The sequence below is a fragment of the Acinetobacter populi genome, assembly GCF_002174125.1.
GTDB classification, from domain to species: domain Bacteria; phylum Pseudomonadota; class Gammaproteobacteria; order Pseudomonadales; family Moraxellaceae; genus Acinetobacter; species Acinetobacter populi.
Map to the genome: position 1 here is coordinate 532,114 of NZ_NEXX01000002.1, position 24,673 is coordinate 556,786.

General features: G+C 41.1%; 24 protein-coding genes and 1 riboswitch. Of the genes, 11 read left to right on the forward strand and 13 right to left on the reverse strand.

The annotated features are described in order from the left end of the window. Window positions 1–53: 53 nt before the first annotated feature. Window positions 54–2,000, reverse strand: coding sequence for a molecular chaperone DnaK (gene dnaK, locus CAP51_RS08615; RefSeq protein WP_087620320.1), 1,947 nt, complete (start codon window positions 1,998–2,000; stop codon window positions 54–56). Window positions 2,001–2,121: 121 nt separating this feature from the next. Then, on the reverse strand, window positions 2,122–2,676 hold the full coding sequence (gene grpE / locus CAP51_RS08620) for a nucleotide exchange factor GrpE (protein ID WP_087620321.1): 555 nt from the start codon (window positions 2,674–2,676) through the stop codon (window positions 2,122–2,124). 276 nt (window positions 2,677–2,952) lie between these two features. On the opposite strand from grpE, the gene CAP51_RS08625 reads away from it, so the two are divergent. After that, window positions 2,953–3,582, forward strand: a complete 630-nt coding sequence (locus tag CAP51_RS08625; RefSeq protein ID WP_087620322.1) for a DUF4230 domain-containing protein — start codon at window positions 2,953–2,955, stop codon at window positions 3,580–3,582. Window positions 3,583–3,626: 44 nt separating this feature from the next. Here CAP51_RS08625 and CAP51_RS08630 read toward each other — a convergent pair whose 3' ends face one another. Beyond that, window positions 3,627–4,508, reverse strand: a complete 882-nt coding sequence (locus CAP51_RS08630) for a LysR family transcriptional regulator (RefSeq protein ID WP_087620323.1) — start codon at window positions 4,506–4,508, stop codon at window positions 3,627–3,629. 120 nt (window positions 4,509–4,628) lie between these two features. Here CAP51_RS08630 and CAP51_RS08635 point away from each other — a divergent pair, with 120 nt between their 5' ends. After that, window positions 4,629–5,489 carry an MBL fold metallo-hydrolase gene (locus CAP51_RS08635; protein ID WP_087620324.1) on the forward strand — a complete coding sequence of 287 codons (861 nt, stop codon included), beginning with the start codon at window positions 4,629–4,631 and terminating at the stop codon, window positions 5,487–5,489. Between the two features lie 554 nt (window positions 5,490–6,043). Here the strand turns inward: CAP51_RS08635 and rph are convergent. From rph to CAP51_RS08660, 4 genes are all read right to left on the reverse strand, one after another. After that, window positions 6,044–6,760 (reverse strand): ribonuclease PH, encoded by a 717-nt coding sequence (rph, locus tag CAP51_RS08645; RefSeq protein WP_087620326.1) that lies wholly within the window; start codon window positions 6,758–6,760, stop codon window positions 6,044–6,046. Between the two features lie 69 nt (window positions 6,761–6,829). Continuing rightward, window positions 6,830–7,402, reverse strand: a complete 573-nt coding sequence (locus tag CAP51_RS08650) for a YqiA/YcfP family alpha/beta fold hydrolase (RefSeq protein WP_087620327.1) — start codon at window positions 7,400–7,402, stop codon at window positions 6,830–6,832. 121 nt (window positions 7,403–7,523) lie between these two features. After that, window positions 7,524–8,672, reverse strand: a complete 1,149-nt coding sequence (locus tag CAP51_RS08655; protein ID WP_087620328.1) for a fatty acid desaturase family protein — start codon at window positions 8,670–8,672, stop codon at window positions 7,524–7,526. 31 nt (window positions 8,673–8,703) lie between these two features. Next, window positions 8,704–9,729, reverse strand: coding sequence for a flavin reductase family protein (locus CAP51_RS08660; RefSeq protein ID WP_087620329.1), 1,026 nt, complete (start codon window positions 9,727–9,729; stop codon window positions 8,704–8,706). A gap of 186 nt (window positions 9,730–9,915) precedes the next feature. Here CAP51_RS08660 and CAP51_RS08665 point away from each other — a divergent pair, with 186 nt between their 5' ends. Beyond that, on the forward strand, window positions 9,916–10,554 hold the full coding sequence (locus tag CAP51_RS08665) for a TetR family transcriptional regulator (RefSeq protein WP_087620330.1): 639 nt from the start codon (window positions 9,916–9,918) through the stop codon (window positions 10,552–10,554). A gap of 53 nt (window positions 10,555–10,607) precedes the next feature. Here the strand turns inward: CAP51_RS08665 and CAP51_RS08670 are convergent, their stop codons facing one another. Beyond that, a complete protein-coding gene (locus CAP51_RS08670) occupies window positions 10,608–11,240 on the reverse strand; it encodes a thiol:disulfide interchange protein DsbA/DsbL (RefSeq protein ID WP_087620331.1) in 633 nt (210 codons plus the stop codon). Between the two features lie 217 nt (window positions 11,241–11,457). Between CAP51_RS08670 and ubiG the strand changes: the two genes are divergently transcribed. From ubiG to gluQRS, 8 genes are all read left to right on the forward strand, one after another. After that, window positions 11,458–12,174 carry a bifunctional 2-polyprenyl-6-hydroxyphenol methylase/3-demethylubiquinol 3-O-methyltransferase UbiG gene (gene ubiG / locus CAP51_RS08675; RefSeq protein WP_087620332.1) on the forward strand — a complete coding sequence of 239 codons (717 nt, stop codon included), beginning with the start codon at window positions 11,458–11,460 and terminating at the stop codon, window positions 12,172–12,174. Then, entirely contained in the window at window positions 12,174–12,839 is a 666-nt protein-coding gene (locus CAP51_RS08680; RefSeq protein ID WP_087620443.1) for an HAD family hydrolase, read from the forward strand. The genes ubiG and CAP51_RS08680 overlap by 1 nt, the downstream gene beginning before the upstream one ends. Before the next feature lie 84 nt (window positions 12,840–12,923). Further along, window positions 12,924–13,673 carry a YciK family oxidoreductase gene (locus CAP51_RS08685; protein WP_087620333.1) on the forward strand — a complete coding sequence of 250 codons (750 nt, stop codon included), beginning with the start codon at window positions 12,924–12,926 and terminating at the stop codon, window positions 13,671–13,673. Window positions 13,674–13,843: 170 nt separating this feature from the next. Further along, window positions 13,844–13,971: riboswitch (TPP riboswitch) on the forward strand. 91 nt (window positions 13,972–14,062) lie between these two features. Next, window positions 14,063–15,961 carry a phosphomethylpyrimidine synthase ThiC gene (gene thiC / locus CAP51_RS08690; RefSeq protein ID WP_087620334.1) on the forward strand — a complete coding sequence of 633 codons (1,899 nt, stop codon included), beginning with the start codon at window positions 14,063–14,065 and terminating at the stop codon, window positions 15,959–15,961. Window positions 15,962–16,033: 72 nt separating this feature from the next. Continuing rightward, entirely contained in the window at window positions 16,034–16,660 is a 627-nt protein-coding gene (locus tag CAP51_RS08695) for an NUDIX domain-containing protein (protein ID WP_087620335.1), read from the forward strand. Window positions 16,661–16,674: 14 nt separating this feature from the next. Next, the gene (gene cpdA / locus CAP51_RS08700) at window positions 16,675–17,496 is read left to right on the forward strand and encodes a 3',5'-cyclic-AMP phosphodiesterase (protein WP_087620336.1); all 822 of its coding nucleotides are present in this window, start codon (window positions 16,675–16,677) and stop codon (window positions 17,494–17,496) included. 218 nt (window positions 17,497–17,714) lie between these two features. Then, window positions 17,715–18,242, forward strand: coding sequence for an RNA polymerase-binding protein DksA (dksA, locus tag CAP51_RS08705; protein WP_087620337.1), 528 nt, complete (start codon window positions 17,715–17,717; stop codon window positions 18,240–18,242). 5 nt (window positions 18,243–18,247) lie between these two features. Further along, window positions 18,248–19,261 carry a tRNA glutamyl-Q(34) synthetase GluQRS gene (gene gluQRS, locus CAP51_RS08710; RefSeq protein ID WP_087620338.1) on the forward strand — a complete coding sequence of 338 codons (1,014 nt, stop codon included), beginning with the start codon at window positions 18,248–18,250 and terminating at the stop codon, window positions 19,259–19,261. Window positions 19,262–19,313: 52 nt separating this feature from the next. Here the strand turns inward: gluQRS and ftsW are convergent, their stop codons facing one another. The 5 genes from ftsW to CAP51_RS08735 form a co-directional block, all read right to left on the reverse strand. After that, window positions 19,314–20,516, reverse strand: coding sequence for a putative lipid II flippase FtsW (gene ftsW / locus CAP51_RS08715; RefSeq protein ID WP_087620339.1), 1,203 nt, complete (start codon window positions 20,514–20,516; stop codon window positions 19,314–19,316). Window positions 20,517–20,529: 13 nt separating this feature from the next. Beyond that, complete coding sequence (gene murD, locus CAP51_RS08720; RefSeq protein ID WP_087620340.1) at window positions 20,530–21,876, reverse strand: UDP-N-acetylmuramoyl-L-alanine--D-glutamate ligase; 1,347 nt, start codon at window positions 21,874–21,876, stop codon at window positions 20,530–20,532. 158 nt (window positions 21,877–22,034) lie between these two features. After that, entirely contained in the window at window positions 22,035–22,421 is a 387-nt protein-coding gene (locus CAP51_RS08725) for a roadblock/LC7 domain-containing protein (RefSeq protein WP_087620341.1), read from the reverse strand. A gap of 159 nt (window positions 22,422–22,580) precedes the next feature. Further along, a complete protein-coding gene (locus CAP51_RS08730) occupies window positions 22,581–22,994 on the reverse strand; it encodes a hypothetical protein (RefSeq protein WP_245809109.1) in 414 nt (137 codons plus the stop codon). Then, window positions 22,978–24,453 carry an ATP-binding cassette domain-containing protein gene (locus CAP51_RS08735; RefSeq protein WP_140404420.1) on the reverse strand — a complete coding sequence of 492 codons (1,476 nt, stop codon included), beginning with the start codon at window positions 24,451–24,453 and terminating at the stop codon, window positions 22,978–22,980. The genes CAP51_RS08730 and CAP51_RS08735 overlap by 17 nt, the downstream gene beginning before the upstream one ends. Window positions 24,454–24,673: the final 220 nt, after the last annotated feature.

Here is a 24,673-nt window from a genome sequence, read left to right on the forward strand (position 1 = left end):
ATAAAAAAACCGCCTAGATTACTCTAAGCGGTCTTTTTGATTAAAATGACAAATTATTTTTTGTCATCTTTCACTTCAGTAAATTCTGCATCAACTACGCCATCATCAGCTTTTTGCTGTTGTTGACCAGCATCTTGATTAAATGCATTCGGATCAAAATCCTGTGCACCACCTGCTGCACCCTGTGCTTGCTCATACGCACGTTGGGTAATCGGCATCAAAATGTTCTGCAAGCTTTCGGTTTTTGCTTTGATCGCATCAACGTCATTTTCTTTGGTTGCTGCTTCAAGTTCTGAAACCGCAGTTTCAACCGCAGTTTTTTCATCAGCAGTGACTTTATCGCCCAAGTCTTTAACTGCTTTGGTTGCACTGGATACTAAGGCATCTGCTTCGTTACGTGCTTTAGCCAGTTCTTCAAACTTACGATCTTCTTCTGCATTCGCTTCTGCATCTTTAATCATTGCATCGATCTCAGCATCAGACAAACCAGAGTTTGCTTTGATCTGGATAGATTGCTCTTTACCAGTGCTTTTATCTTTTGCAGATACTTTCAAGATACCATCGGCATTGATATCAAATGATACTTCAATTTGTGGTACGCCACGTGGTGCTGGTGGAATATCACCTAATTGGAAGTTGCCCAACAATTTGTTTTGTTGTGCCATTTTACGTTCACCCTGATAAACAGAAATGTCTACCGCAGGTTGGTTGTCAGCTGCTGTCGAGAAGACCTGTGATTTTTTCGCAGGAATTGTAGTATTTTTCTCGATGATTGGTGTTAATACACCACCCATGGTTTCGATACCCAAAGTTAATGGGGTAACGTCCAGCAACAATACGTCGTTTTTATCACCTGACAATACTGCACCTTGGATCGCAGCACCAATCGCTACAGCTTCATCTGGGTTTACGTCTTTACGTGGTTCTTTACCGAAAAATTCTTGTACTTTTTGTTGTACAAGTGGCATACGAGATTGACCACCCACCAAAATCACGTCAGAGATGTCAGAAGTTGAAAGACCAGCATCTTTTAATGCAATTTTACATGGCTCAATGGTACGGGCAACCAAGTCTGCAACCAAACCTTCCAGTTTTGCACGAGTTACATTGATGACCAAGTGTTTTGGACCAGTTGCATCGGCAGTGATATATGGCAGGTTAATTTCAGTTGCATTAGAAGAAGACAATTCAATTTTGGCTTTTTCCGCTGCTTCTTTTAGACGTTGTAATGCCAATGGATCATTTTTCAGGTTAACACTTTGTTCTTTTTTGAACTCTTCAACCAGATATTCAATCAATGCATTATCAAAATCTTCACCACCTAGGAAGGTATCACCGTTAGTCGATAACACTTCGATTTGTTGGTCGCCATCAAGGTCTGCAATTTCAATGATAGATACGTCAAATGTACCACCACCCAAGTCGTAAACTGCAACTTTACGGTCGCCTTCTTTTTTGTCCATACCAAACGCAAGTGCCGCAGCAGTTGGTTCGTTAATGATACGTTTTACATCAAGTCCTGCAATTTTACCTGCATCTTTGGTTGCTTGACGCTGTGCATCGTTAAAGTACGCCGGTACAGTGATCACAGCTTCGGTCACTGTTTCACCCAGATAATCTTCTGCTGTTTTTTTCATTTTTTTCAAAATTTCAGCGGAGATCTGTTGTGGTGCCAGTTTTTTATCGTTTACTTCAACCCACGCATCACCATTGTCGGCTTTGATGATTTTATAAGGTACCAGACCAATGTCTTTTTGTACCGCAGCATCATCATAGCGACGACCAATTAAACGCTTGATTGCGAATAATGTATTTTTTGGGTTAGTCACTGCCTGACGTTTTGCAGATTGACCAACCAGAATTTCGCCATCTTTATAGGCAATAATTGATGGTGTGGTACGTGCACCTTCTGCATTTTCAATTACTTTTACTTTATCGCCTTCAAGTACAGCAACACATGAGTTTGTTGTACCTAAATCAATACCAATAATTTTAGCCATTATATATTTTCCTCAAAAATCTTTTTTGCAATGTTTTGCTTGTTATCCGATATGAGAGCAGTTCAGTTTTTTTCAAGTCATCTATCAAAAAAAATCTAAATACCCTCGCAATTCTTTTGACCTATTGCCCAACGGTGACCATGGCAGGACGTAATAAGCGACCTGATAAGGTATAGCCTTTTTGCAATACGTTACCGATTTCACCAGTTTTGGCATTTGGGTCAATGCCCACAGCCTGATGTAAATCTGCATTAAAACCGTTTACGGTATCTACCGCGACCACTTCATGTTTTTCCAAAGTGGTGATCAATGATTTCAGGGTCAACTCCACACCTTCAAGCAAAGGTGATTTTTCCTCACCCGCTGCCTGAATGGCACGCTCAAGATTATCAACAGAATCCAGTAGACCTTTGGCAAACTTTTCCAGTGCAAATTTTTTCGCAGCTTCGGCTTCACGTTCCAGCCGTTCTTTTACTTTGCCTGCTTCATAAATTGCATTGGCAGCTCTTGCCTTTTCAAGTTTTAAGCTTTCTTCAAGTTTTACAATCTGGGCCTTTAAATCTTCGACACTCTCTTCTGTAGTAATATTGTCCGTACTTTCATTTTGAGCTTGCTCAACATTCTCTGCCTGCTCTTGTGCAAGCTCCTGAGCGTTTTCATTTTGCTCGTTTGCCATTGATGATCTCCGTTTATTAAAAAAGTCAAACATGTGCAGTACCTTTTTTATGGGCATTAGACAAATTCATGATGCCGAACTGCCATGATGAATAATGTTGATCGATTGTTATTGGAAATAAGGGCAGCAATCTAAGAATTCAAGGTGCTTTTCCATGTTTTCTCTATTTAAAATAATTTTTTAGCACAATTTCCCATTTTTGCTTGTAAATGTTAACTATTTCCTCAATGATTTATCATCAATATTCGCGATGTTGTATGGTTTAGGAATTTCATCATGTCTGGTACTTCAAGTTCTTTGCGTTCTCGATTTAAATGGTTTTTTCTCATTATTATCATCGGCCTACTCTCGGCTTTTGCGGCAGTTAAATGGTATCAAAAGCAGCAACCTGATATTCAGGTCTTGACCAGTGACGGTGTATTACAACACATTCAACATCTCAATAATCTGGAAACAGTCGCATTTCATATTGATACCGTGGTCACCAGTACCCGTGAAGGTTCATGGAACCGGTTATGGCAGGATCAACAAAAAGGGCTTTTTGTTGCCAGTGGTCGGGTGGTGGCCGGCTTGAATCTGTCTAAACTCACCCCCGAAAATGTAAGCGTTTCCAAAGATGGCAAGGCCATACATATCAAACTTCCACCTGTTGAAATCCTATCCAGTAGTCTTGATAAAACTGAAATTTATGACATCCAGACCGGTCTATTTGGTTTGATGGATATTGATCCCCAACTATTAAGTCTTGCCCAAACCGCAGCACGTCGCAAAATTATTCAAACAGCCTGTCAATCCGGAATTTTAGAGCTTGCCAATGGCAATGCACAAAAACAAATTGAGTCGCTATTCACATTGACTCAAGCACAAATCACTGTAGAAAGTGCGCCTGTACCGAAATGTGCCTAATTTGTGCAATCTTTTGACTCAAGTGATAACTCAACTGAAAATGATTAGTCGTCTTGCCGAAAAGTTTGTTTAACAAAAGCAATGAATAACTGGGTAATTTTAGGCAAATGCAGGCGTGATGGATAAAGCAAACAAAGTTCAAAATCCTGCGCCTGATATGTGGTTAATATCTGAATCAACCTGCCATGTTGTAGATCCTGACTAACCAAATCACTAGGCAACATGGCAACTCCTTGTCCCGACAAGCAGAGTTGATAAAGGGTCATGACCTCATTACTGCTATAGGCAGTTTGCAGCGTATAATTTTGTGGTTGTTGTTCAGCGCTTAAAACCCACGTGTTATGACGTCCAATTGCTTGATGTACCAAACACGGTACATCGATTAATTGCTGCGGATGCTGTAGCGAATGGTGATGTAAAAATTGCGGTGAAGCACATAATACCGAGACAATATCCTTTAAAGGAAAGGCAATTAAACCCTCTGCAAATTTTTGACTAATACGAAAAGCCAAATCAATACGCTGGTCATATAGATCGACAATTTCTTCTGTGATCAATAGATCTATACGTATTTGTGGATATTGTTGCCGAAACTGAATCAGTATCTGTTTAAAATAAAGATCAAATAAAAATTGTCCCATGGTCAGACGAATCGTACCCTGCAACTGCTGCTCACTCGACAAAGCATATAATTCCTGCTGCTGGCGCAACATTGCACGACAATGAACCAAAGCCTGCTCTCCCGCAAGGGTAAGTGTCACCTTACGGGTATTACGCTGTAACAAGCGCACGGCGAAACGCTGTTCCAGATATTCGACGTATCTGGACACCATTGCCCGTGATAAATTCAAATGGTCAGCAGCCTGAGTAAAACTTTCACGTTCTGCAACTTCGATAAAAACCTGTATTGCTTTAATCGTATCCATTTCTATTGCCATTATTTCATTTTATGCAATAGTTTATCGCACATTTCAGGCTATATCAGAGCAGAAAACTAAGATAAATTTAAAAAATTGAAGTTTTTCTATTTATTTGAGAACCATGTCATGAAACGCTTATTTTCCAAAGTTGTACTCATTACTGCGCTTGCAGGACTTTCAACTTTTGCTACAGCACAACCCTTATTATTAAAAACACATCTGGCCGAACCACAAAATTTTGGTGTTAGCTCGACCCTCATTGAAGGGGAAAAAGATGTCATTCTGGTCAATGCACAATTTAGTCGTTCAGAAGCGTTACGTGTTGCTGCTGATATTCTGGATAGTGGAAAGAACCTTAAGACAATCTTTATCAGTTATGGCGATCCCGATTATTATTTTGGTCTACAAACACTTAAAACCTACTTTCCACAGGTTGAAGTGATTGCAACACCACAAACTGTAAAACACATTGCAGCAACCCATGAATTAAAACTCAAATATTGGGCACCCAAATTCGGACCTAATGCACCAACAGAAACCTATCTCCCCACTGCTTATACTGCAAAACATCTGACACTTGATGGTCAGGATATCGAAATCAAAGGTCAGGATGAACGTACTTTTCTCTGGATTCCCAGCATTAAAGCCGTAGTAGGTGGCAACTTGGTCAGCTCTGGCATTCATGTCTGGACCGCAGATACGCCACAACCAAAAGACCGTCAACATGTTATTGCCAGTTTAAATGAAATTAAAGCACTGCATCCAGAACAGGTGATTCCTGCACATATGCAAGAGAATGCACCAACCGGAATTGCCGCTGTGGATTTTACCATCAGCTATCTCAAACAATATGAGAAAGCTGTCAATGCCAGCAAAAATGCAGAGCAATTAATTGATACGATGAAAAAACAGTATCCACAATTTAAAGACACCAGTAGCCTTGAGCTGGGTGCAAAAGTGGTCAAGTCAGAAATAAACTGGCCTTAACATACGATTAAAAATAGATAGGATATCTTACTATTTTGTGGGATATCTAGTTGTAGAGTAGCTTGGCTTCTGATGATGAGAAGTTATCTTGGCTAAAGAGAGTGAACGCAACTATTTTTTTACTTTGAGCGAAGGGAAATATTCGGAAAAATGAGATTTAAACAAAATTGCCGCAACAACACAAAGAATAGCAATGATCAAAAATAAAATATCTTGTGACATAAATGAAATAATAAGACAAACAAAAGCAATAATAAAAAATATTATAAATATAGAAAGCAAAATAATTTCAATAAAGGACATATCAAATCCTCGCGACATCTTCGAAAGATTATCCTGTATAGCTTATATTTCAATCAATAGAGGAATGAGCGGTTTTGTATCACTTATGTAATTAATAATTATTCTCTTTTATGGATAAGCTTATCGATTTTTTCCCATTCTTTTAACTCCATCATAAAAAAAGAGCTACTCATGCTTGGGTAGCTCTTTTCTGAATCTAGCGCAATCCATTTATGCAATGTCGACGGACTTTAATTTGTGACCCGATTTGATTACCAGCCTAGTGCTTGTTGTTGCGCTGTGATTAATTGTTTAATGCCATCTTCTGCCAATACCAGCATTTGGTTGGCTTGATCACGCGTAAACGGTTTTTCTTCGGCAGTGCCCTGAATCTCAATAAACTCACCAGATTGTGTCATCACCACATTTAGATCGGTTTCACAATTTGAATCTTCCTCATAGCATAAATCAAGCAATGCTTCCCCTTCATAGACACCGACAGACACAGCGGCCACCAAGCCTTTTAAAGGATCATGTTTAATTTTCTTTTGTTCAAGCAATACATTCATTGCATCGATCAATGCCACTGCTGCACCTGTGATTGATGCAGTACGCGTACCGCCATCTGCCTGAATTACATCACAGTCAATGGTAATGGTATTTTCGCCAAGTTTCTTTAAATCAACCATGGCACGTAAGCTACGACCAATCAGACGTTGAATCTCCTGCGTACGACCACTTTGTTTGCCACGAGCAGCTTCACGGTCAGAGCGCGTATGGGTTGAACGTGGCAACATGCCATATTCAGCAGTCACCCAGCCCTGTCCCTTGCCTTTCAAAAAGCGCGGTACGCTATTATCAATACTGGCTGTACACAATACTTTGGTATGACCAAATTCGACTAACACCGAGCCTTCTGCATAACGTGTATAGTTACGAGTAATTTTGACTGGACGTAATTGGTTTAAAGCTCTTTGGTCGATACGCATAAAAATCCTGCTGAAGAATAAGTCTAAGGCGGCTAGTATAGCAAATGCTGCTGTAATGGGAAAAAGCATTTATGGACGTTGATGCCACTGTTGAAGTAGCGATGCATAAGGCTGTAAATCGGCAAAACGATGATCTGCTTTTTCATCAAGCAGGATATTGGCACCCTGTAATAATTGCGCTGCAATACGATAATCCAGTACCTCATCACGGGTAGCCAATAGTACCAATACACTGGATTTGTCCAGTTTTTGTAGGTTTTCTAGCAGTATGTTTTGCAACAGTATGCTTAATTCCGCAATCTGCTGTTCACTCCATTCAAAGGTTTGGCCATCCGAGCGTTGTACTGTGCCAATATATTTCTGTAAGGTGACGGGTGACTGTAATGCCGGATTAATCAGAATAAGATTGATCGGATATTTTAATGCCAAAAGTAGTGCATAAAAGCCACCGAGAGAACTGCCAATCACTGTTTTAATCTGATGTTGCGCTACCAATTGACTTAAGGTCTGTACATCCTGTAAAGGCCGATGCACAAGATCTGGAGCAAGCACTTGTCCATCAAACATTTGTTGTAGTTGTAATGATTTAAGTCCTTGACCAACCGATGCAAAACCATGAATAAACAATATATTTTTTGACATAGCTCAAGTTAAACAGATACAGGATTTGCTGTAGTGTAGAACTAGAATAAAAAAAGGGCTAGTCGTTTGACTCGCCCTGCGCAAGAGAAAAAAGAAAAGTGATCAAAATCGACAAAATAAATTAGGCAAAAAATCCTGTGATTTTCTGTTTTAGCTTATCAACAATATGTTTACGCTCATGTTGCTGTGGTAACGACAATTTCGCCAGTCGTTGCCAAACCGTGAAAAACTGTTTACCAAAACTGGCTGTGTTGTAATTCACGCCATATTCTTCACATAATGCTTTTACTTTTGGTGCAACTTCCTGATAACGATTGGCAGGCATATCCGGAAACAAATGATGTTCAATCTGATGGCTTAAATTGCCGCTCAGGAAATGCAGCACTTTACTGCCCTCAAAATTACTAGATCCCCGAATCTGGCGTAAATACCACTGTGCGCGAGTTTCGGTTGCCGTGGTATCCGGCTGAAAATTTTCTGCATCTTCGGTAAAATGACCATTAAAAATCACGGCTGATGACCAGAGGTTACGAATAATATTGGCTGTCGCATTACCTGCCAGTACAGGTAAAAAGTTAATACCAGAAATCACTGGGAAAAATATATAATCCTTGATGACCTGTCGGGTTGCTTTTTTACGAAAATTGGCAGCATCTTGCCACACCTGTTGCCATGACTTGGTTTTATAAACCAAGGCATCTTCTAAATGCAGATTTTGAATGCCGACATACCACTCAAAAAACACCATTAACTGTATCGCTGCCGGAACATTGAAGATAAAGCGTGGTTCCCAGGGCTGGTCTTCACTAACCCGCAAAATTCCATAGCCCACATCATGGTCCTGTCCAACAATATTGGTGTAGGTATGGTGAATATAGTTATGTGTATAACGCCAGTCTTCACCGGTACAGACATTATCCCAGTCAAAATGATTACCACGTAAACTATCATCATTGAGCCAGTCATATTGACCATGCATGACGTTATGGCCCAATTCCATATTTTCTACAATTTTGGATACACCTAACATGCCTGTTGCCAATAACCAGATCGGTGGAATCCAGCCAGCAAACATTAACATGCCTCGTGAAGCAATTTCGCTATAACGGACAAAATCACGTACCTGATAGATATACTTTGCATCACGTTCACCAATATCTGCCATCACTTGCTGACGTAGTACCTCAATTTTTGCACCAAATTCTTCAATCTGTGCAGGCGTTAAATATTTAGATTTACTATTTAACGGGAATTTTACGGCTGTATTCATGGTCATTTCCTCTATTTATTTTTATGACGACTTAAAGATCAATCACGACAGGGCTTAAAGCCTGACTAATACATAATTTGATCGGACGATTGTCTTCCGATTCAATTTCACCTGTAACCAGATTTTTGGTCACGCCACTAATTTTGGTACAGGTACAGGTATTACAAATCCCCATACGACAACCATGTGAGGGTTTTAAACCAGCTTGCTCCGCACTGATCAGTAAATTTTGCGTTGCGATAAAATCATGTTGTGAGCGACGAAAAGTAATGGGTTGTTCCGTTGCATCCTCATCAATGATCGACTGAAAGTGCTCACGATTCAATCTATCTAGTTGCTGATGTGCGGCATAGACATTTTGGACGGACTGCATTAATGCTGGTGCGCCGCAGAGATACGTCTGTATATTTTGCCAATCTGAGCAAAATGCATTCAGCAATGATTCATCAAAATGTTGTTTTTGCTGCGTGGTATTGATAAAACGGTAATGGAACTGTGGATATTGTGCTGCAAGTGCCTGTAATTCTGCATGATATACCGGATGACGATTAAAATAGAGTAGATAGACACTGTTTAAATCTTGCTGTAAAGCCTGCTGTACCAATGCATAAATTGCTGTAATCCCGCTGCCAGAAGCAAGCATTAATGCCGGTGCAGTGCCTTGATGCAGGACAAAATCGCCTTGCGCCTGAGATAACTCAACAATCAAATTTTGATGTGGTTGTGTCAAAAAGTTGGAAACCTGACCTTGGGCTTTGATTCCGAGAATCACCTGACCTTGGGCTGTAATATCTACAATAGAATAACTACGCTGATGAAATACACCGGCAATTTGCACTGTCACCAGAACCGATTGCCCTGCCTGCCAAACCTTGTTAAATTTGGTATTAGGTTGTAGATGCACTTGATACATATCTTCGCTAAGCTGCTTATAGCCAACAACTTCTGCTTTAATTTTATGGATACTCAGTAATGGATTGAATTTTTCCAAAAGGAAGTCGATAAAATCTGATTTAATCCACTGTGGCTGATACGCGGCTACAGAATAAGTGGTCATGATAGGTTCCTCGATTTAATGCTGATTTTTCTTTGAGTGAACAATCGTTCTTTTAGTGAACATATGTACACTATATTTGAGTTTTATTTTTGAGTCAACAACTGTTCACTCAATTTCAAGTTTTTTTTTATCATGCTGATCACAAATTTTTGTTAGACTTACTTTTCTTCATTTTTAGGTATTGCCATGTCCATACGTGATGAACGTAAACAACAAAGTCGACAAGCTTTATTAGATGCTGCGCTTAAACTCAGTACATCTGGACGTTCATTCAGCACCATTAGTTTGCGTGAAATTGCACGGGAAGTTGGCTTGGTACCTACAGCGTTCTATCGCCATTTCGAAGATATGGAAAAACTGGGTGAAGCCTTGGTTGAACAGGTTTCCGGACGGTTACATGAAGTGATTCTACAATTACGTCAAGGCTATCTCAGCCATGAGAATGCCAAGACACAAACCAGTATTAAATTATTTTTTCGTGCAGTAGATCAAAGTCCACAGGACTGGATTTTTCTGATTGCCGAGCGTTGGGGCGGCTCTGTCACCATTCGTGATGAAATCACCAAAGAAATTGATATTCTGATTAACGACCTATCAAAAGATTTAAATGAAAATAATCGTTTCAAACATGTACAAAGTGCCGATGACCTCTATGTCATGTCATCAATTTTGATTAATTTATCTTTTACCTGGGCAATGACTTGGCTCAATCTCAATACCCGCTATTCCGGCGGTGAGTTAATTGATATGCAACAGCAGTATATCGAGCAAGTATCAACGCAAGTACGGTTATTATTCAGAGGCATTGCCAATTGGCAAGGTTAAAATCTTAAGTTAAAAAACCTGATCCATATGGATCAGGTTTTTTATATTTATGGTCAAGAAGCTTTTTTCAGCGTTTGTCGTTCTTTTTCAATCAGATAATTCACCACATCGACAACATGCTGGTCTTCACCCTGCACTACATATTTGCCATTTACCACAACTGCCGGTACACCAGTCAACTGATACTGAATTGCCAGATTTTTAGCCTGATTAATTTTGCCGGAAATCGCAAATGAATTAAATAACTGATTAAACTGACCTTCACTGGCACCATATTTGGTATAGAACTGAGCCAAAGATTTTTGATCAAAAAGTTGTTGCCCATTCTTATTAATCGCATCAAACAATGGAATATGTGCTTTCTTGCGTATTCCCAATGCTTCAGACACATAATAACCACGGGCATTTTGTTCCCAAACCGGATTCATCGCTGCTGGGGTACGAATAAAATTGACATCTTTGGGTAACTGGCGCAACCATGCTTGCATATACGGTTCTAATTTGAAACAGTGCGGACAGCCATACCAGAAAAATTCACGTACTTCGATTTTGCCCGGCACATCAACTTTTCCCGGCTTGGCAACAACCTGATAATCTTTGCCCTGCACAAATTGATCTGCAGCCAGAGCCATTCCAGACGCTGTCATCATGGCAAATGACAAAATACCTAAAGCTAACTTTTTCATTCCCGAGTGAGTCCTCTTTCTGTTCTTCTTACACGTTTTGCACTATAGTGCAAATTAAAATAAATAAATATAGATGAAAGTAGCATGAAGCGTTTTATTCTGTGAAGATTTTTTGTCGCTTTCTCGCTTTTTTTCATTTTAACGCTAAACTAAGCGGATAAGTTTTTGATGATGTATGACTTTTCTAATTACTTTTTTGATTAATAGGTACGCTGCCATGACTACGCTCAATGTCGATCCGCAGGAAATTGCAAAATTTGAAGCTCTCGCAGACAAATGGTGGGATCAAACATCCGAGTTTCGTCCATTGCATCAAATCAATCCTTTACGCTTAAACTGGATTGATGAAAAATCCGGCGGATTAGCGGGCAAAAAAGTATTAGATGTCGGCTGTGGTGGCGGTATCTTGGCAGAAAGCATGGCCTATCGGGCACAAAGTGTACTGGGTATTGATATGGGTGAAGCACCACTTGCCGTCGCACGTATTCATGCAGCTCAAGCCGATGTAAAAAATATTGAATATCGTCAGATTCCAGTCGAACAATTGGCACAGGAACAGGCCGGACAATATGACGTAGTGACCTGTATGGAAATGCTGGAACATGTGCCGGATCCCGCTTCCATTGTCAAAGCTTGTTATGATCTGGTCAAACCGGGTGGTGATGTATTTTTCTCTACCATTAACCGCAATCCAAAATCCTACCTATTTGCCATTATCGGTGCCGAATATCTGTTACGCCTTTTACCTAAAGGGACACATGATTATCACAAATTTATTCGTCCTTCCGAACTGGCAGCGGCCATTCGACAATCAGGTTTGCAATTAAAAGCCATGACTGGCTTACATTATAATCCGCTGACCAAGCATTACTGGCTCGCCCCCAATGTTGATGTCAACTATATGGTGCACACCGTAAAGGCGAATAACACATGATCAAAGCGGTTTTATTTGATCTGGATGGCACATTAATTGATACAGCAGCCGATTTTATTCGTATCATTCAATTGATGTGTACAGAAAAAGGCTGCGATATTGTCGATGCCCAGACCATTCGGACGCAGGTTTCCGAAGGTGCGCGCGCCATGGTCAAACTAGTTTATCCAGAACTGGCAACAGATGACCCCGTTTTCCTTGAACATCGGCAAAAATTTCTTGATCGCTATGGCGATGAGATTGTAGTCGACACAGCACTTTTTGCGGGCATGGATGGGCTGCTAAAAGATCTGGAATCACGTCAGATTCCATGGGGAATTGTGACCAATAAACCACGCTGGCTGAGCGAAGCATTGCTAGAAGCACTGCATCTTAACCAACGCTGTGCCGTGCTGGTCTGTCCTGAAGATGTCAAACAGACCAAACCCGACCCGGAACCGATGTTACTGGCGGCCTCGCAACTGGATATAGCCCCAGAGCAAATCATCTATGTCGGTGATCATCCAAGGGATATACTGGCAGGCAAACATGCCAATATGCCAACTGTGCTGGCTGCTTATGGTTATTTACCGCCTGAATCGTCACAAGACCTTGCGGCATGGGGTGCAGATGATATTGTCGAAAATGTGGAGCAGTTACATCAGTTGATTACAAAGTTGGTGTAATGATTGACAAAATATTTTTGACTTTGACCTTCAGACAAGCATAATCTATTGCAAAATAACAGCAACAATACTGGAGGTAACAGCATGAATTTTAAAGAATATCACCCTGCACCCGATTTACTCAAAGGCCGTGTCATTTTAGTTACAGGAAGTGGTGATGGTATTGGTCGTGCTGCTGCCATTAACTTTGCCTTACACGGTGCAACTGTGGTCTTACACGGCCGTACCCTGACCAAACTAGAAGTCATTTATGACGAAATCGAATCACTCGGCGCACCGCAACCTGCAATTTTACCTTTGCAATTGTCCAGTGCCTCTGCCCGTGACTATGAATTATTAGTAGATACGCTAGAACAGCAATTTGGTCGTCTGGACGGGATTTTACACAATGCCGGTATTCTGGGTGAACGCGTTGCCCTTGCCAATTATCCAGTGGAAGTGTGGGATGAGGTCATGGATGTGAATTTACGAGCGCCTTTTGCCCTGACTCAAGCCTTATTACCGTTGCTACAACGCTCCGAAAATGCTTCGGTGGTATTTGCCAGTAGCGGGGTCGGTCGTGATGCCCGTGCGCTATGGGGTGCTTACTCTATTTCCAAGTTTGGTGTGGAAGCATTAAGTAAAATTTTTGCAGCAGAAATGGCCGAATACCAAAATATCCGCTTTAACTGCATTAATCCGGGTGCAACCCGTACTGCCATGCGTGCTAAAGCTTATCCACAGGAAGATCCCAAAACCCTGCCAACACCAGAAGATATCATGCCGGCCTATTTATATTTGATGGGTGACGATAGTACGGGTATTTCAGGACAAACATTTGATGCGCAAAGCTAAATCTACACTTTAAAATGATGATTTAAAGTTTATCTCGCTACGTAGGTCATGTGCCTACGTTTTTTATGACAATTGACCAGAGCATTTAAATTTTTATCCGACTTACATTTTAAGACTTTTAGCGCATATCCAAACCCTATCTTTCTTTCAAAAATCTGTTAATCTTTAAACATCGCTTGACGGAGCGCAGTTAACGAACTGCTGAGATCGCATAAGTTGTCTTTTGATCAACTTGAATGTGAGTACCGTTGAACCTGATCAGGTTAAGACCTGCGTAGGAATCAAGCCATCTAAAAACTTATGCTTTTTTATCCCTCTTAGGATAAAACCTTCACCATTGTTTTTGGTCGTGCTTGATTCGTTAATGTCCAGTCATAAGGAATATGAGCATGAACCAATTGACGAATCTTCATTCTTCACAACCCACCTCACAAAATCCAGCCGATGTTGCTGCACAACACGAGCAAGATGCAAAAGATCTAACCCGTATTCTGCCTGCCTCCAGTAAAATCTATGTCCAAGGCTCTCAGCCCGATATTCAGGTACCTTTTCGGGAAATCAACCTGACCGATACACCTACAGGTCTAGGCGGCGAGAAAAATTTACCCTTACGTGTCTATGACACATCAGGAGTTTATACCGACCCGAATGTCAGTATTGACCTCAACAAAGGTCTGCCTTCTATTCGCAGTGGATGGATCGAACAACGCCAAGATACCGAGAAACTGGACAGCTTAAGTTCAAGCTTCGGACAGGAACGACTGAAAGATATTCGCACCGCAGACATTCGTTTTGCCCATATCCAGAATCCACGCCGGGCCAAAGCGGGCAAAAATGTCACACAAATGCATTATGCCAAGCAAGGCATCATCACACCTGAAATGGAATACATCGCCATTCGTGAGAATCAGCGCCAGCGTGAAAGTGTCGATATGCGCCAGCATGCCGGACAGAATTTTGGTGCCCAGAATTTAAGGGAGATTACGCCAGAATTTGTACGTCAGGAAGTGGCCGCAGGACGTGCCATTATTCCGGCCAACATCAATCACCCTGAAATAGAACCGATGATCATCGGACGTAATTTCTTGGTCAAGATCAATGCCAATATCGGTAATTCTGCCCTTGGTTCATCGATTGATGAAGAAGTGGCAAAAATGACCTGGGCAACCCGCTGGGGCGCCGACACCATCATGGATTTATCTACTGGTAAAAATATCCACGAAACCCGTGAATGGATTATCCGTAATTCCCCTGTGCCGATTGGTACGGTTCCAATTTATCAGGCACTGGAAAAAGTGAATGGGGTCGCCGAAGATTTAAACTGGGAAATTTTCAAGGACACTCTGATTGAACAGGCCGAACAGGGTGTGGATTATTTTACCATTCATGCCGGCGTATTATTACGTTATGTGCCTTTAACGGCTGGACGTTTAACCGGCATTGTTTCCCGTGGTGGTTCGATCATGGCACAATGGTGTCTGGCACATCATCAGGAAAATTTCCTGTACACGCATTTTGATGAAATTTGTGAAATCATGAAAGCCTATGATGTGTCCTTTAGTCTAGGTGATGGTTTACGCCCCGGCTGTATTCAGGATGCCAATGATGAAGCACAGTTCAGCGAACTTAAAACTCTGGGTGAACTTACCCACAAAGCTTGGCAACATGATGTGCAAGTGATGATTGAAGGACCAGGGCATGTACCCATGCATATGATCAAGGAAAATATGGATTTGCAACTTGAAGTCTGCAAAGAAGCGCCATTTTATACGCTAGGTCCGTTAACCACCGATATTGCACCGGGTTATGATCATATTACCTCGGCAATCGGTGCAGCCATGATTGGTTGGTATGGCACAGCCATGTTGTGTTATGTCACCCCCAAAGAACATCTGGGCTTACCCAATAAAAAGGATGTCAAAGACGGGATCATCACCTATAAGATTGCTGCCCATGCTGCCGATCTTGCCAAAGGCCATCCCGGTGCACAAGCGCGGGATAATGCCTTATCCAAAGCCCGTTTTGAATTCCGCTGGGAAGATCAGTTCAATCTGGCACTGGATCCAGATACTGCTAGGAGTATGCATGATGAAACCATGCCGAAAGAAGCGCATAAATCTGCACATTTTTGCTCGATGTGTGGTCCGAAATTTTGTTCGATGAAAATCACGCAAAATGTTCGTGACTATGCCGCAGCGCAAAAAAATCAGCCAACGCCGGAAGATGGTATGAAACACATGCAGGAAGAATATCGCCGCCAAGGCAATTCTTTATATCAAAAAGTTTGAGTTTTCTATCAAATCAGCGCAAAATATGGCAGATTAGGGGAAATAAACAGCAACTTTTGATAGTATAAAATAATGTGTGATGATTTGATTTATAAACCACAATTTTCCAGTCAGGATGTAGAAATCCTACAACAACAAACATTGTATCGGGGATTTGTACAAGTCGAATCTGTCACACTTCGTCATCGTCTTTTTGCCACAAGACAGTTTAGTGCCAACATTCATCGTGAAATCGTCCGCCGCCGGGAAGCTGCGGGCGTTTTTGTACATGATCCTCATTTAAAAAAATTCTTACTGATTGAACAGTTCCGTGCTGGTGCCATGAATCTGGCTGATACCCCATGGCAACTGGAAATTATTGCCGGTCTCATTGATGCTGGTGAAGATGCCGAGACCTGCCTAAAACGTGAGGCTTTGGAGGAAGCGGGCTGTCATATTGAACAATTACAATTTGTTTCGCGTTATCATCCATCAACGGGTGCCAGCGATGAAATTTTTAATTTCTATGTGGCCACTGCGGATTTAAGCCATTGTGGCGGTATTCATGGTGAAGTTTCAGAAAATGAAGACATCAAAGTACATCTGTTCGATTATGAACAACTCGAAGCTTTATGTCAGCAGGGTTATTTTCGTAATGCACCACTGATCATTGCCATGCAATGGTTTCAATTATTTCTTATTCAACACGAAAAGACTTAAGGGGGATTTTATAGATGCCTTTACATCTCGATATTATTCCCCAGCCTTCTCACGATGAACACCCCATTCGATTATTGCAATTAAGTGATCCACACTTATTAGAGAATAAGCAGGATTTTTTTGCAGGGATTCAACCTTTTAAATCATTACAAATGGTGATTGAACATAGCAAACGTCATCTGCCTTTTGACTGCATCCTATCGACCGGGGATATTGCACAGCAACCGTCACAACAAACGTATCTGGATTATCTGGAAGAAGTTGCTGTATTCAATTTACCGCATTACTGGATACGCGGCAATCATGATGATAATGGTAATTTCCCGGATCAATCGCCATCTGAAGAACCTGAAATCATTCTGATCGGACAATGGTGCCTCATCATGCTAAATAGCCAGAAACAAGGCTGCGTGCATGGTGAAATTTCCCCCATGCAACTGGAATATCTGGCTCAGGCACTGCATAAATATCACAATTATTTTACCGTGATTGCTTTGCATCACAATACCTTTCCCGTTGGCTGTAAATGGCTGGATCAGCATAGTCTACAGAATCAACAAGCTTTTCTGGACTGTATTCAAGATCAAGAACAGGTAAAAATGGTATTATCTGGTCACGTTCATCAGGAATTTAGCCATCGGCATCGACATATCGACTTTTTATCCTGTCCTTCCACCTGCATCCAGTTTAAACCGCAAAGTGAAGAGTTTTGTCTAGATAGCCAACCGCCGGGTTATCGAATTATTGAGCTTTATGCAAATGGCAACTACAGCACAAAAATCTTGCGATTATCTGAAAATATTGGTGAAATCGATTATAAATTGTGTGAATATTAGGGCGTGTTAAACTTTCATCTCTGTTTATGAAAATTTAACCCTCCCGAAGGTTTAAAATCTTGCAACGATTGTTCACGATTTAATACTATCATCTTGGCATAAAAGCCTATATGATGTGCCACCCTAGGGGAAACTACGCAAGTTTTTTATTTTAAATCACATGCTTTAACACCCCAACTTTTGCGTATAGATAACTTGTACGATGAGGAATGCCCTATATGGCGAATCAAAACGAAACACCTATAGATGATGTGAAAGACGTGGCAACGACAGAAAAGCCAGCTGTAAAACGTACTCGCAAACCCAAAACAAAAACTGAAATGGGTACCACTGCAAGCTTGTTTGGATTTGCGCCATATCAAGAAAAGAAAAATGAAGAATATATGTCCGAAGGACAGCTTGAGCATTTTCGCAAAATTCTTGAAGCGTGGAAAGCCGAACTCATGTCTGAAGTTGATCGTACATTAACTTCCATGCAGGATGAATCTTCTGCCTTACCGGATGTCAATGACCGCGCGACACAGGAAGAAGAATTTGCCATCGAATTACGTACCCGTGATCGTGAACGTAAACTGATTCGTAAAATTGAGCAGTCTTTACAAGCCATTAAAGATGAAGATTATGGCTATTGTGAAACCTGTGGTATCGAAATTGGTTTACGTCGTCTAGAAGCTCGCCCGACTGCCACCTTATGTATCGATTGCAAGACACTTGCAGAGATCAAAGAGAAACAAAATAACGGCTAAACACCATGCCTAAAAAGCATCATCCAACAGCGGGGCAAGACTCCGCTGTTTTTCTTGATCATCTTCCAGAAAAGCCTCGTAGCTCTCTTTTACCACAGCAAAATGATGTTTCGCTTAACCGTTCTTGCGCAACTATTGAAACAGTGTTTCCTCGTTGCTCATACATTGGAAGATTTGCACCATCACCTACCGGTCCTTTACATTTTGGCTCATTGATTACTGCGTTTGCCAGTTATTGCGAGGCAAAATCACATGGTGGCAAATGGCTGGTACGGATTGAAGATACCGATATTCCACGTATTTATCCGCACAGTGAAAGCCATATTCTGGCTTGTCTTGAAGCATTTCATTTTGAATCTGACGCACCAATTTTATTTCAAAAAGATCGTCTCGAAATCTATGAAGATGTATTGTTACAACTGCAACAAAATGATTTGATTTATGCCTGCCAATGTACCCGCAAAATTTTGGGCAGTAATGCCATTTATAGCGGCACATGTCGTAACTTAAAACTACCTTTTGCACATCAAGCTATTCGTCTTAAAGTAGCTGATCAAGACATCTGTTTTGAAGATCCGTTACAAGGACGACATTGTAGTAATTTACAACAGGATTTAGGCGATTTTATTTTAAAACGGCGTGATGGCATTATCAGTTATCAATTGGCTGTCGTGGTTGATGATTATTTACAGGGCGTTACCCATGTGGTGCGTGGTGCAGATCTGCTGGATAATACCGCACGCCAAATCTGGCTTGGGCAATGTCTACATTATCCTCCTTTGCACTATATGCACTTGCCACTCGCTATGAATCGCCAAGGGCAAAAACTGTCAAAACAAAACCTTGCTCATGCCTTAGACATCAAACAAGCCCCTTTTCTACTCGCTCAGGCTGCTCAGGCATTACAGCAACCCGCACTGGATCTTGACCATCCGGAGATCATGTTAAAACAGGCTGTACAACAATGGAATCGTGATTTAATTCCCAAGCAACAACAGCTGACTGGCAACTATTTATAACAAGACAATAAAAAGCAGACCGAAGCCTGCTTAATGTTGATCATGACTAAACTTAAGTCAGTCGTTCTTCGGTTTTTTCTGAAGTATCTCGATCAATACGGAACATGACGCCAATCATAAAGGCACACATTAACAATGAAGACCCGCCATAACTAATAAAGGGCAAAGTTAAGCCTTTGGTTGGAATCAGTCCCATATTCATACCGGCATTTACACAAATTTGTAGCAGGAAAATCACAGCAATACCATAAGCCAGATAACCACTGCGTAAATGCTGATTGACCAGCGCACGATGTGCAATACGCATGCAGCAAGCCACCATCAGAAAAGACAAGCTAAAAATCAGGGTAATACCCACAAAACCTAATTCTTCTGCGGTCACTGCCAACATAAAATCGGTATGGGCTTCGGGCAAATAAGCCAGCTTTTGTACGCTATGTCCCAAACCGGTTCCAAACCACTCGCCGCGACCAAAAGCCATTAAACTTTGCGACAACTGATAGCCAGCACCGAGTGGATCATCCCAAGGATTGGAAAATGACAACATACGACGTAAACGATAAGGCTCAATGAGAATAAAGGTCGCAAGAAACGCAATCAAGACGCCAAACACACTCGCCAGCGCTTTACCGGGAGCACCAGCCAGAAAGAAAATCATCGCCACAGTGACCACGACCACAGCGGATGCACCCAAGTCCGGTTCAAGCATAATCAAGCCTACCGTTGTCCCCACCGGAATACTCAAACGCATGACGCTTAACAGACTCTCCCGCACTTCTCCGCCACGACGTACCACATAATCTGCGGTAAAAACGGCCATGGCAAATTTGGCAATTTCCGACGGTTGAATACTAAAGCCAGCCAGACTTAACCAGCGAGTCGAACCATTCACATCTCGTCCAACCACCAGAACTGCAATCAATAAAGTGATGGTGCCCAACCACAGCATAATCGGTGCCTTACCAAACCAATAACGCAGCTGCACATTATAGGCCGCAATCACCGCAACAATTGCCAATACCACATACAGCAAATGCCGGGAAATATAATGCATCGAATTTTCATGCAGTCGTTCGGCATACGGCATGGAAGCCGAAGCCACCATGATTGTTCCGATACACAATAAGGCCAATACACAAAATAATAATGTATTCCTTGCCGAGACTTCCTCAGGCAGTCGTATCATCAGCCAATTAAAAAAATGGTCGATCCGATCCTGTACCTGCTGAATTTTGGAAATTTTTATCTGTTTCATAATCGTGATCGTTCTAAACGAGGTCGTTTACACACTGGACAAATTGCTGTCCACGGTCATTATAGCTCTTAAACATATCAAAACTTGCACAGGCTGGCGACAACAAAACCGCATCACCTGCTACAGCATGTTGCTGGCATTGCAGCACAGCATCTTGCAAAGTACTGGCATAACTCCGTGTAATCTCATCAGATAAAGCAGCTTCAATCACTGCTGCATCTTCACCAATCAATACCACATGACGGGCATAGTTTGCCAATGCAGGGGATAAGGGTGCAAAATCCTGACCTTTACCCTGTCCACCCAAAATCACCAATACCTTAGCTTGTTTGGGTGCAAGTGCTTGTCCCAACCCATTAATTGCAGCCAGTGTTGCACCGACATTGGTTCCTTTGGAATCATCATAATAACGGACACCATGTTTTTCATCTACAAATTGACAGCGATGTTCAAGCCCCTTAAAACTTGTTAATGTCTCCAGCATAATCTCTAAAGGCAAACCAATAGACTCACCCAGCGCCAGACAAGCCAGAGCATTGGCAATATTATGACTGCCCTGAATATACATCTTTGAACTATCCAGTAAACGCTTGGTGCCTTTGGCTAGATACATATGTCCTTGTGAATCACGTAATACACCATATTGTTTTAAATCTGGTGCATTTAAACCAAAGCTGATATGCGTAATATTATCGGCAACCAATGGTCTAGTCAGGCCATCATCACGGTTGTAGACATACTTTTCACAGCCCTGAAAAATCCGGTGTTTGGCCGTGTGATACCCTGCCATATCACCATGACGATCAAGATGATCTTCACTCATATTAAGAACCACAGCGACGGCGGCGTTTAAATTACTGGTGGTTTCCAATTGAAAACTGGACAATTCCAATACGATTAATTCTGGTTCATCTTGTAAAAGGTCGAGTGCAGGACGCCCAAGATTACCGCCAACAGCAACTTTTTTACCGGCATTTTTAGCCATCTCGCCCACCAACGTGGTAACCGTACTTTTGGCATTGGACCCGGTAATCGCCACAATCGGAACATCGGTTGCCCGGCGCAGCAATTGAATATCACTCACCACCGGAATCCCCTTGGCTAATGCGGCTTGAATTTCAGGCAATTGCGGCGCAAGACCTGGGCTTAAAATAATTTCTTCTGCTTGTAATAGGAGATCCTGATCCAGTTTGCCAAAACTGGTTTTAACATCCTGAGGAATTTTATCCATACCCGGTGGTGTTGTACGGGAATCGGTCACAACAACCTGATAGCCTTGTTGATACAAATAATTGACTGTGGAAACACCCGAAATTCCGAGTCCTGCCACAACTTTTAATCCACCACGTTGAATCAGCATAATCGACCTATCGCCATCATTTTTGAAATTGTCAAAATGTTAGCACTTTGTCAGATTGATTACTTTGGGAATTACAGTTTTTCACTGTTTTTCTAGCAGGAAAAATGAAAAGCCAGATGATCTAAGCATGCTGATCAGATCATAATTTTGAATTTTTTTTAACCCAGCATTTTTAGGGCTTGATCTAATTTTTGTGCAGTTAATTGACTAAATTCATAAATGGTCTGATAGGCATCGGTTGCATAAAACAAAATCAATAAAATACTGCCATCATTTAATCGATTTACCGTCATGAGTTTATCATTGGTCCAGATCAGCATAGTTTTTGCTGGAGATTCAGAGATATAAGCTAAGCTATTGCTTGATTCGATAAATAAGCTTGATGCACATGCTGCTGCCTCATCACTAGGGAGCTGACCATGCGAAGCCAGAATCAAACCATCTGGACTCGATAATGCTGCACCGAAAAAACTTGGATGCTTTTCGCAATTAACCAATGTTTTTTGTATAAACAACATGGTTGTTTGTGTGAGCTGACTAAACATTGGAACTCCTACTTTCGCAATAAAAGACAATTTAAATGATTATTTTATACTCATAATTTTTTTACACTGGACGTCAAAAAATCTAGATAAATACGTTATATTCCTAGACCACTACCTCTTCGGAATATAACGTAAATAACCATTACAATCACAAACCCATTATAAATAAAAAGCTTGCTCAATGGCTGGCAATCCAATACGCGCCTTGGTAAGCACCATTCCCAGGTTTGCACCTTTACGACAAACGAAGCAAACCACTTGTTGCTGTTTTTTAGTTCGGATAAAAACATGGATCAGATTTTCACTATTCACAATAATTTCCTGAAAATAATGATGTTCTTCCTCTTCTGGCAACCCTCTGGCTTTTTTGAAAATATTTTCAATCGAAACGACATTTGGCCCCTGAAACAAATCAGCTGTTGCCGCAGCCAAAAAATCAAATACGTCGGATGGATGTGAATCCACGGTTTTGATACTTAAAATCATCCCCGAATTAAGATCAACAAATCCAGCTGCCAAACAGTCTGGAATCCCCGACATTGCACGTTGTAATGCATCATCTAACATTGACATAAAACTTTTCCTCAACTTTAAAAAATAACTTTCTTAACTCAATACCAAACAGATCTAAAAATTCAGTTTGAACATCCGACTGAATCATTAGTCCATTCAAAGATCGGACATTCGCGATTGCTTCTGTTGCCGTTCTTTTCCCCTTTCCCAACCACAAATCGTATATGGCTAGCATCGTGCCGGTTCTGCCTAGACCAGCTTTACAATGCATTGCGATAACCCGCCCCGCACTAATTTTTTCATCCAACACCCTACACAGCCGATAGGCATCCTGAATTGAAGGTACCTGCATATCCACAATCGGAAAATGTGACACCTGAATTGCAAATGGCTGTGCCAGCGCTACATCAAAGGTATCTTCCGTTAATGAAATCAGGTCGGTAATACCTACATCCTGAAGGAGTGCCAGATCACGCTGCATATCACCTGAGATACCAGGATAAGGTGTCCCGGCTAATCTGCCACGAATCAGCCAGACAAATCCGCGAGGCCCCAGCACATGGCTTTTTGCATTAAAATCATGATGAAAAATATTGTTCTGTATAAGCTGTGCACCTGTATCATGCGATGCCATAGCAGATGAAGCAGTAGACTGTATAGGCGGTATAGTGTGAATCTCTTGCGCTGATGATTGTAGTGATCCATCTAGAGCCGATGATATAGTTATCGATTGCGTATCGCTTTGCTCTATCAAATCAAGCTGTTCCGATGAGAGTTCCGGACAGGATCCAGTTCTTAAATAATGTTTGGTGATCTCGGCCTGAGGCGAATTAAAAAATGCCTCTACAGCATTGCATTCCTGTACAGTACCATTCGCAATCAGCACAACGGTATCCGCCACGGTTTTAGTTTGTGCAATATGATGAGAAATCATCAGAATTGGCGTCTGTTCGGCAATTTTTTTGATTAATTTGATGAGGTCTAGCGCCTCTTCACTTTCCAGCCCCACTGTAGGTTCGTCCAACATCAATAAGGCAGGTTGAGATAATACTGCACGTATAATGGATAATATACGCTGCTGATAACGGGATAAATATATAACTGGTTTATCTAAATAATCCATAATCCAGTTTTGGTGATACTGATCACAAATCGTTTTAATAACATTTTTCTGATCACACAACATAATGGAAGAGCGATTTTTGAGACTAGATAATATATTTTCCCGCACGGTATTAGACATATGCTCAAGCTTTTGTGTCACTAAAGCAGGCTTTTCCGGCTGATTTAAAATAGCTTGACCTTTATAATAAATATGTCCTGATATTTTTATATCAGAATTATTCTCATTTAGACCAGCAAGTGTTCTTAATAATGTCGATTTTCCTGTGCCAGATGGCCCGAGTATTACTGTAATCCCTTGATTAGGCACATGTAAATTTATAGAGCGCAGTATCTTTTTATGATGAATCTCTACATTTAAGCGATCTATTTCCACAACATCTTTATAGGTAAACAATTTTGTATATTTCTCAATTTTTTCTATAAAAATAAATATAAACAAAAAATAACATTTAGCAATAGCTTTAAATTAATGATTTAAATCAAACATATGTGACTCACATAGATTTAATAAAATAAAAATGTTAAGTAAATCACAGTTCATTTAAGACATTAATAATTTATTACAGAAAAAATAGCCTTATTTAAAATTTAAGACAGCGTAAAAATGTTAAGCC

What these genes read in the sequence shown, in the direction of transcription:
- cpdA (WP_087620336.1), top strand. Translation starts at nt 16,675, where the DNA reads ATGCCTTTACATCTCGATATTATTCCCCAGCCTTCTCACGATGAACAC.
- CAP51_RS08665 (WP_087620330.1), top strand. Translation starts at nt 9,916, where the DNA reads ATGTCCATACGTGATGAACGTAAACAACAAAGTCGACAAGCTTTATTA.
- dksA (WP_087620337.1), top strand. Translation starts at nt 17,715, where the DNA reads ATGGCGAATCAAAACGAAACACCTATAGATGATGTGAAAGACGTGGCA.
- CAP51_RS08695 (WP_087620335.1), top strand. Translation starts at nt 16,034, where the DNA reads ATGTGTGATGATTTGATTTATAAACCACAATTTTCCAGTCAGGATGTA.
- dnaK (WP_087620320.1), bottom strand. Translation starts at nt 2,000, where the DNA reads ATGGCTAAAATTATTGGTATTGATTTAGGTACAACAAACTCATGTGTT.
- CAP51_RS08685 (WP_087620333.1), top strand. Translation starts at nt 12,924, where the DNA reads ATGAATTTTAAAGAATATCACCCTGCACCCGATTTACTCAAAGGCCGT.
- CAP51_RS08660 (WP_087620329.1), bottom strand. Translation starts at nt 9,729, where the DNA reads ATGACCACTTATTCTGTAGCCGCGTATCAGCCACAGTGGATTAAATCA.
- CAP51_RS08670 (WP_087620331.1), bottom strand. Translation starts at nt 11,240, where the DNA reads ATGAAAAAGTTAGCTTTAGGTATTTTGTCATTTGCCATGATGACAGCG.
- CAP51_RS08635 (WP_087620324.1), top strand. Translation starts at nt 4,629, where the DNA reads ATGAAACGCTTATTTTCCAAAGTTGTACTCATTACTGCGCTTGCAGGA.
- murD (WP_087620340.1), bottom strand. Translation starts at nt 21,876, where the DNA reads ATGCTGATTCAACGTGGTGGATTAAAAGTTGTGGCAGGACTCGGAATT.
- CAP51_RS08625 (WP_087620322.1), top strand. Translation starts at nt 2,953, where the DNA reads ATGTCTGGTACTTCAAGTTCTTTGCGTTCTCGATTTAAATGGTTTTTT.
- CAP51_RS08725 (WP_087620341.1), bottom strand. Translation starts at nt 22,421, where the DNA reads ATGTTTAGTCAGCTCACACAAACAACCATGTTGTTTATACAAAAAACA.
- ubiG (WP_087620332.1), top strand. Translation starts at nt 11,458, where the DNA reads ATGACTACGCTCAATGTCGATCCGCAGGAAATTGCAAAATTTGAAGCT.
- CAP51_RS08630 (WP_087620323.1), bottom strand. Translation starts at nt 4,508, where the DNA reads ATGGATACGATTAAAGCAATACAGGTTTTTATCGAAGTTGCAGAACGT.
- rph (WP_087620326.1), bottom strand. Translation starts at nt 6,760, where the DNA reads ATGCGTATCGACCAAAGAGCTTTAAACCAATTACGTCCAGTCAAAATT.
- grpE (WP_087620321.1), bottom strand. Translation starts at nt 2,676, where the DNA reads ATGGCAAACGAGCAAAATGAAAACGCTCAGGAGCTTGCACAAGAGCAG.
- gluQRS (WP_087620338.1), top strand. Translation starts at nt 18,248, where the DNA reads ATGCCTAAAAAGCATCATCCAACAGCGGGGCAAGACTCCGCTGTTTTT.
- CAP51_RS08655 (WP_087620328.1), bottom strand. Translation starts at nt 8,672, where the DNA reads ATGAATACAGCCGTAAAATTCCCGTTAAATAGTAAATCTAAATATTTA.
- ftsW (WP_087620339.1), bottom strand. Translation starts at nt 20,516, where the DNA reads ATGAAACAGATAAAAATTTCCAAAATTCAGCAGGTACAGGATCGGATC.
- thiC (WP_087620334.1), top strand. Translation starts at nt 14,063, where the DNA reads ATGAACCAATTGACGAATCTTCATTCTTCACAACCCACCTCACAAAAT.
- CAP51_RS08730 (WP_245809109.1), bottom strand. Translation starts at nt 22,994, where the DNA reads ATGTCAATGTTAGATGATGCATTACAACGTGCAATGTCGGGGATTCCA.
- CAP51_RS08650 (WP_087620327.1), bottom strand. Translation starts at nt 7,402, where the DNA reads ATGTCAAAAAATATATTGTTTATTCATGGTTTTGCATCGGTTGGTCAA.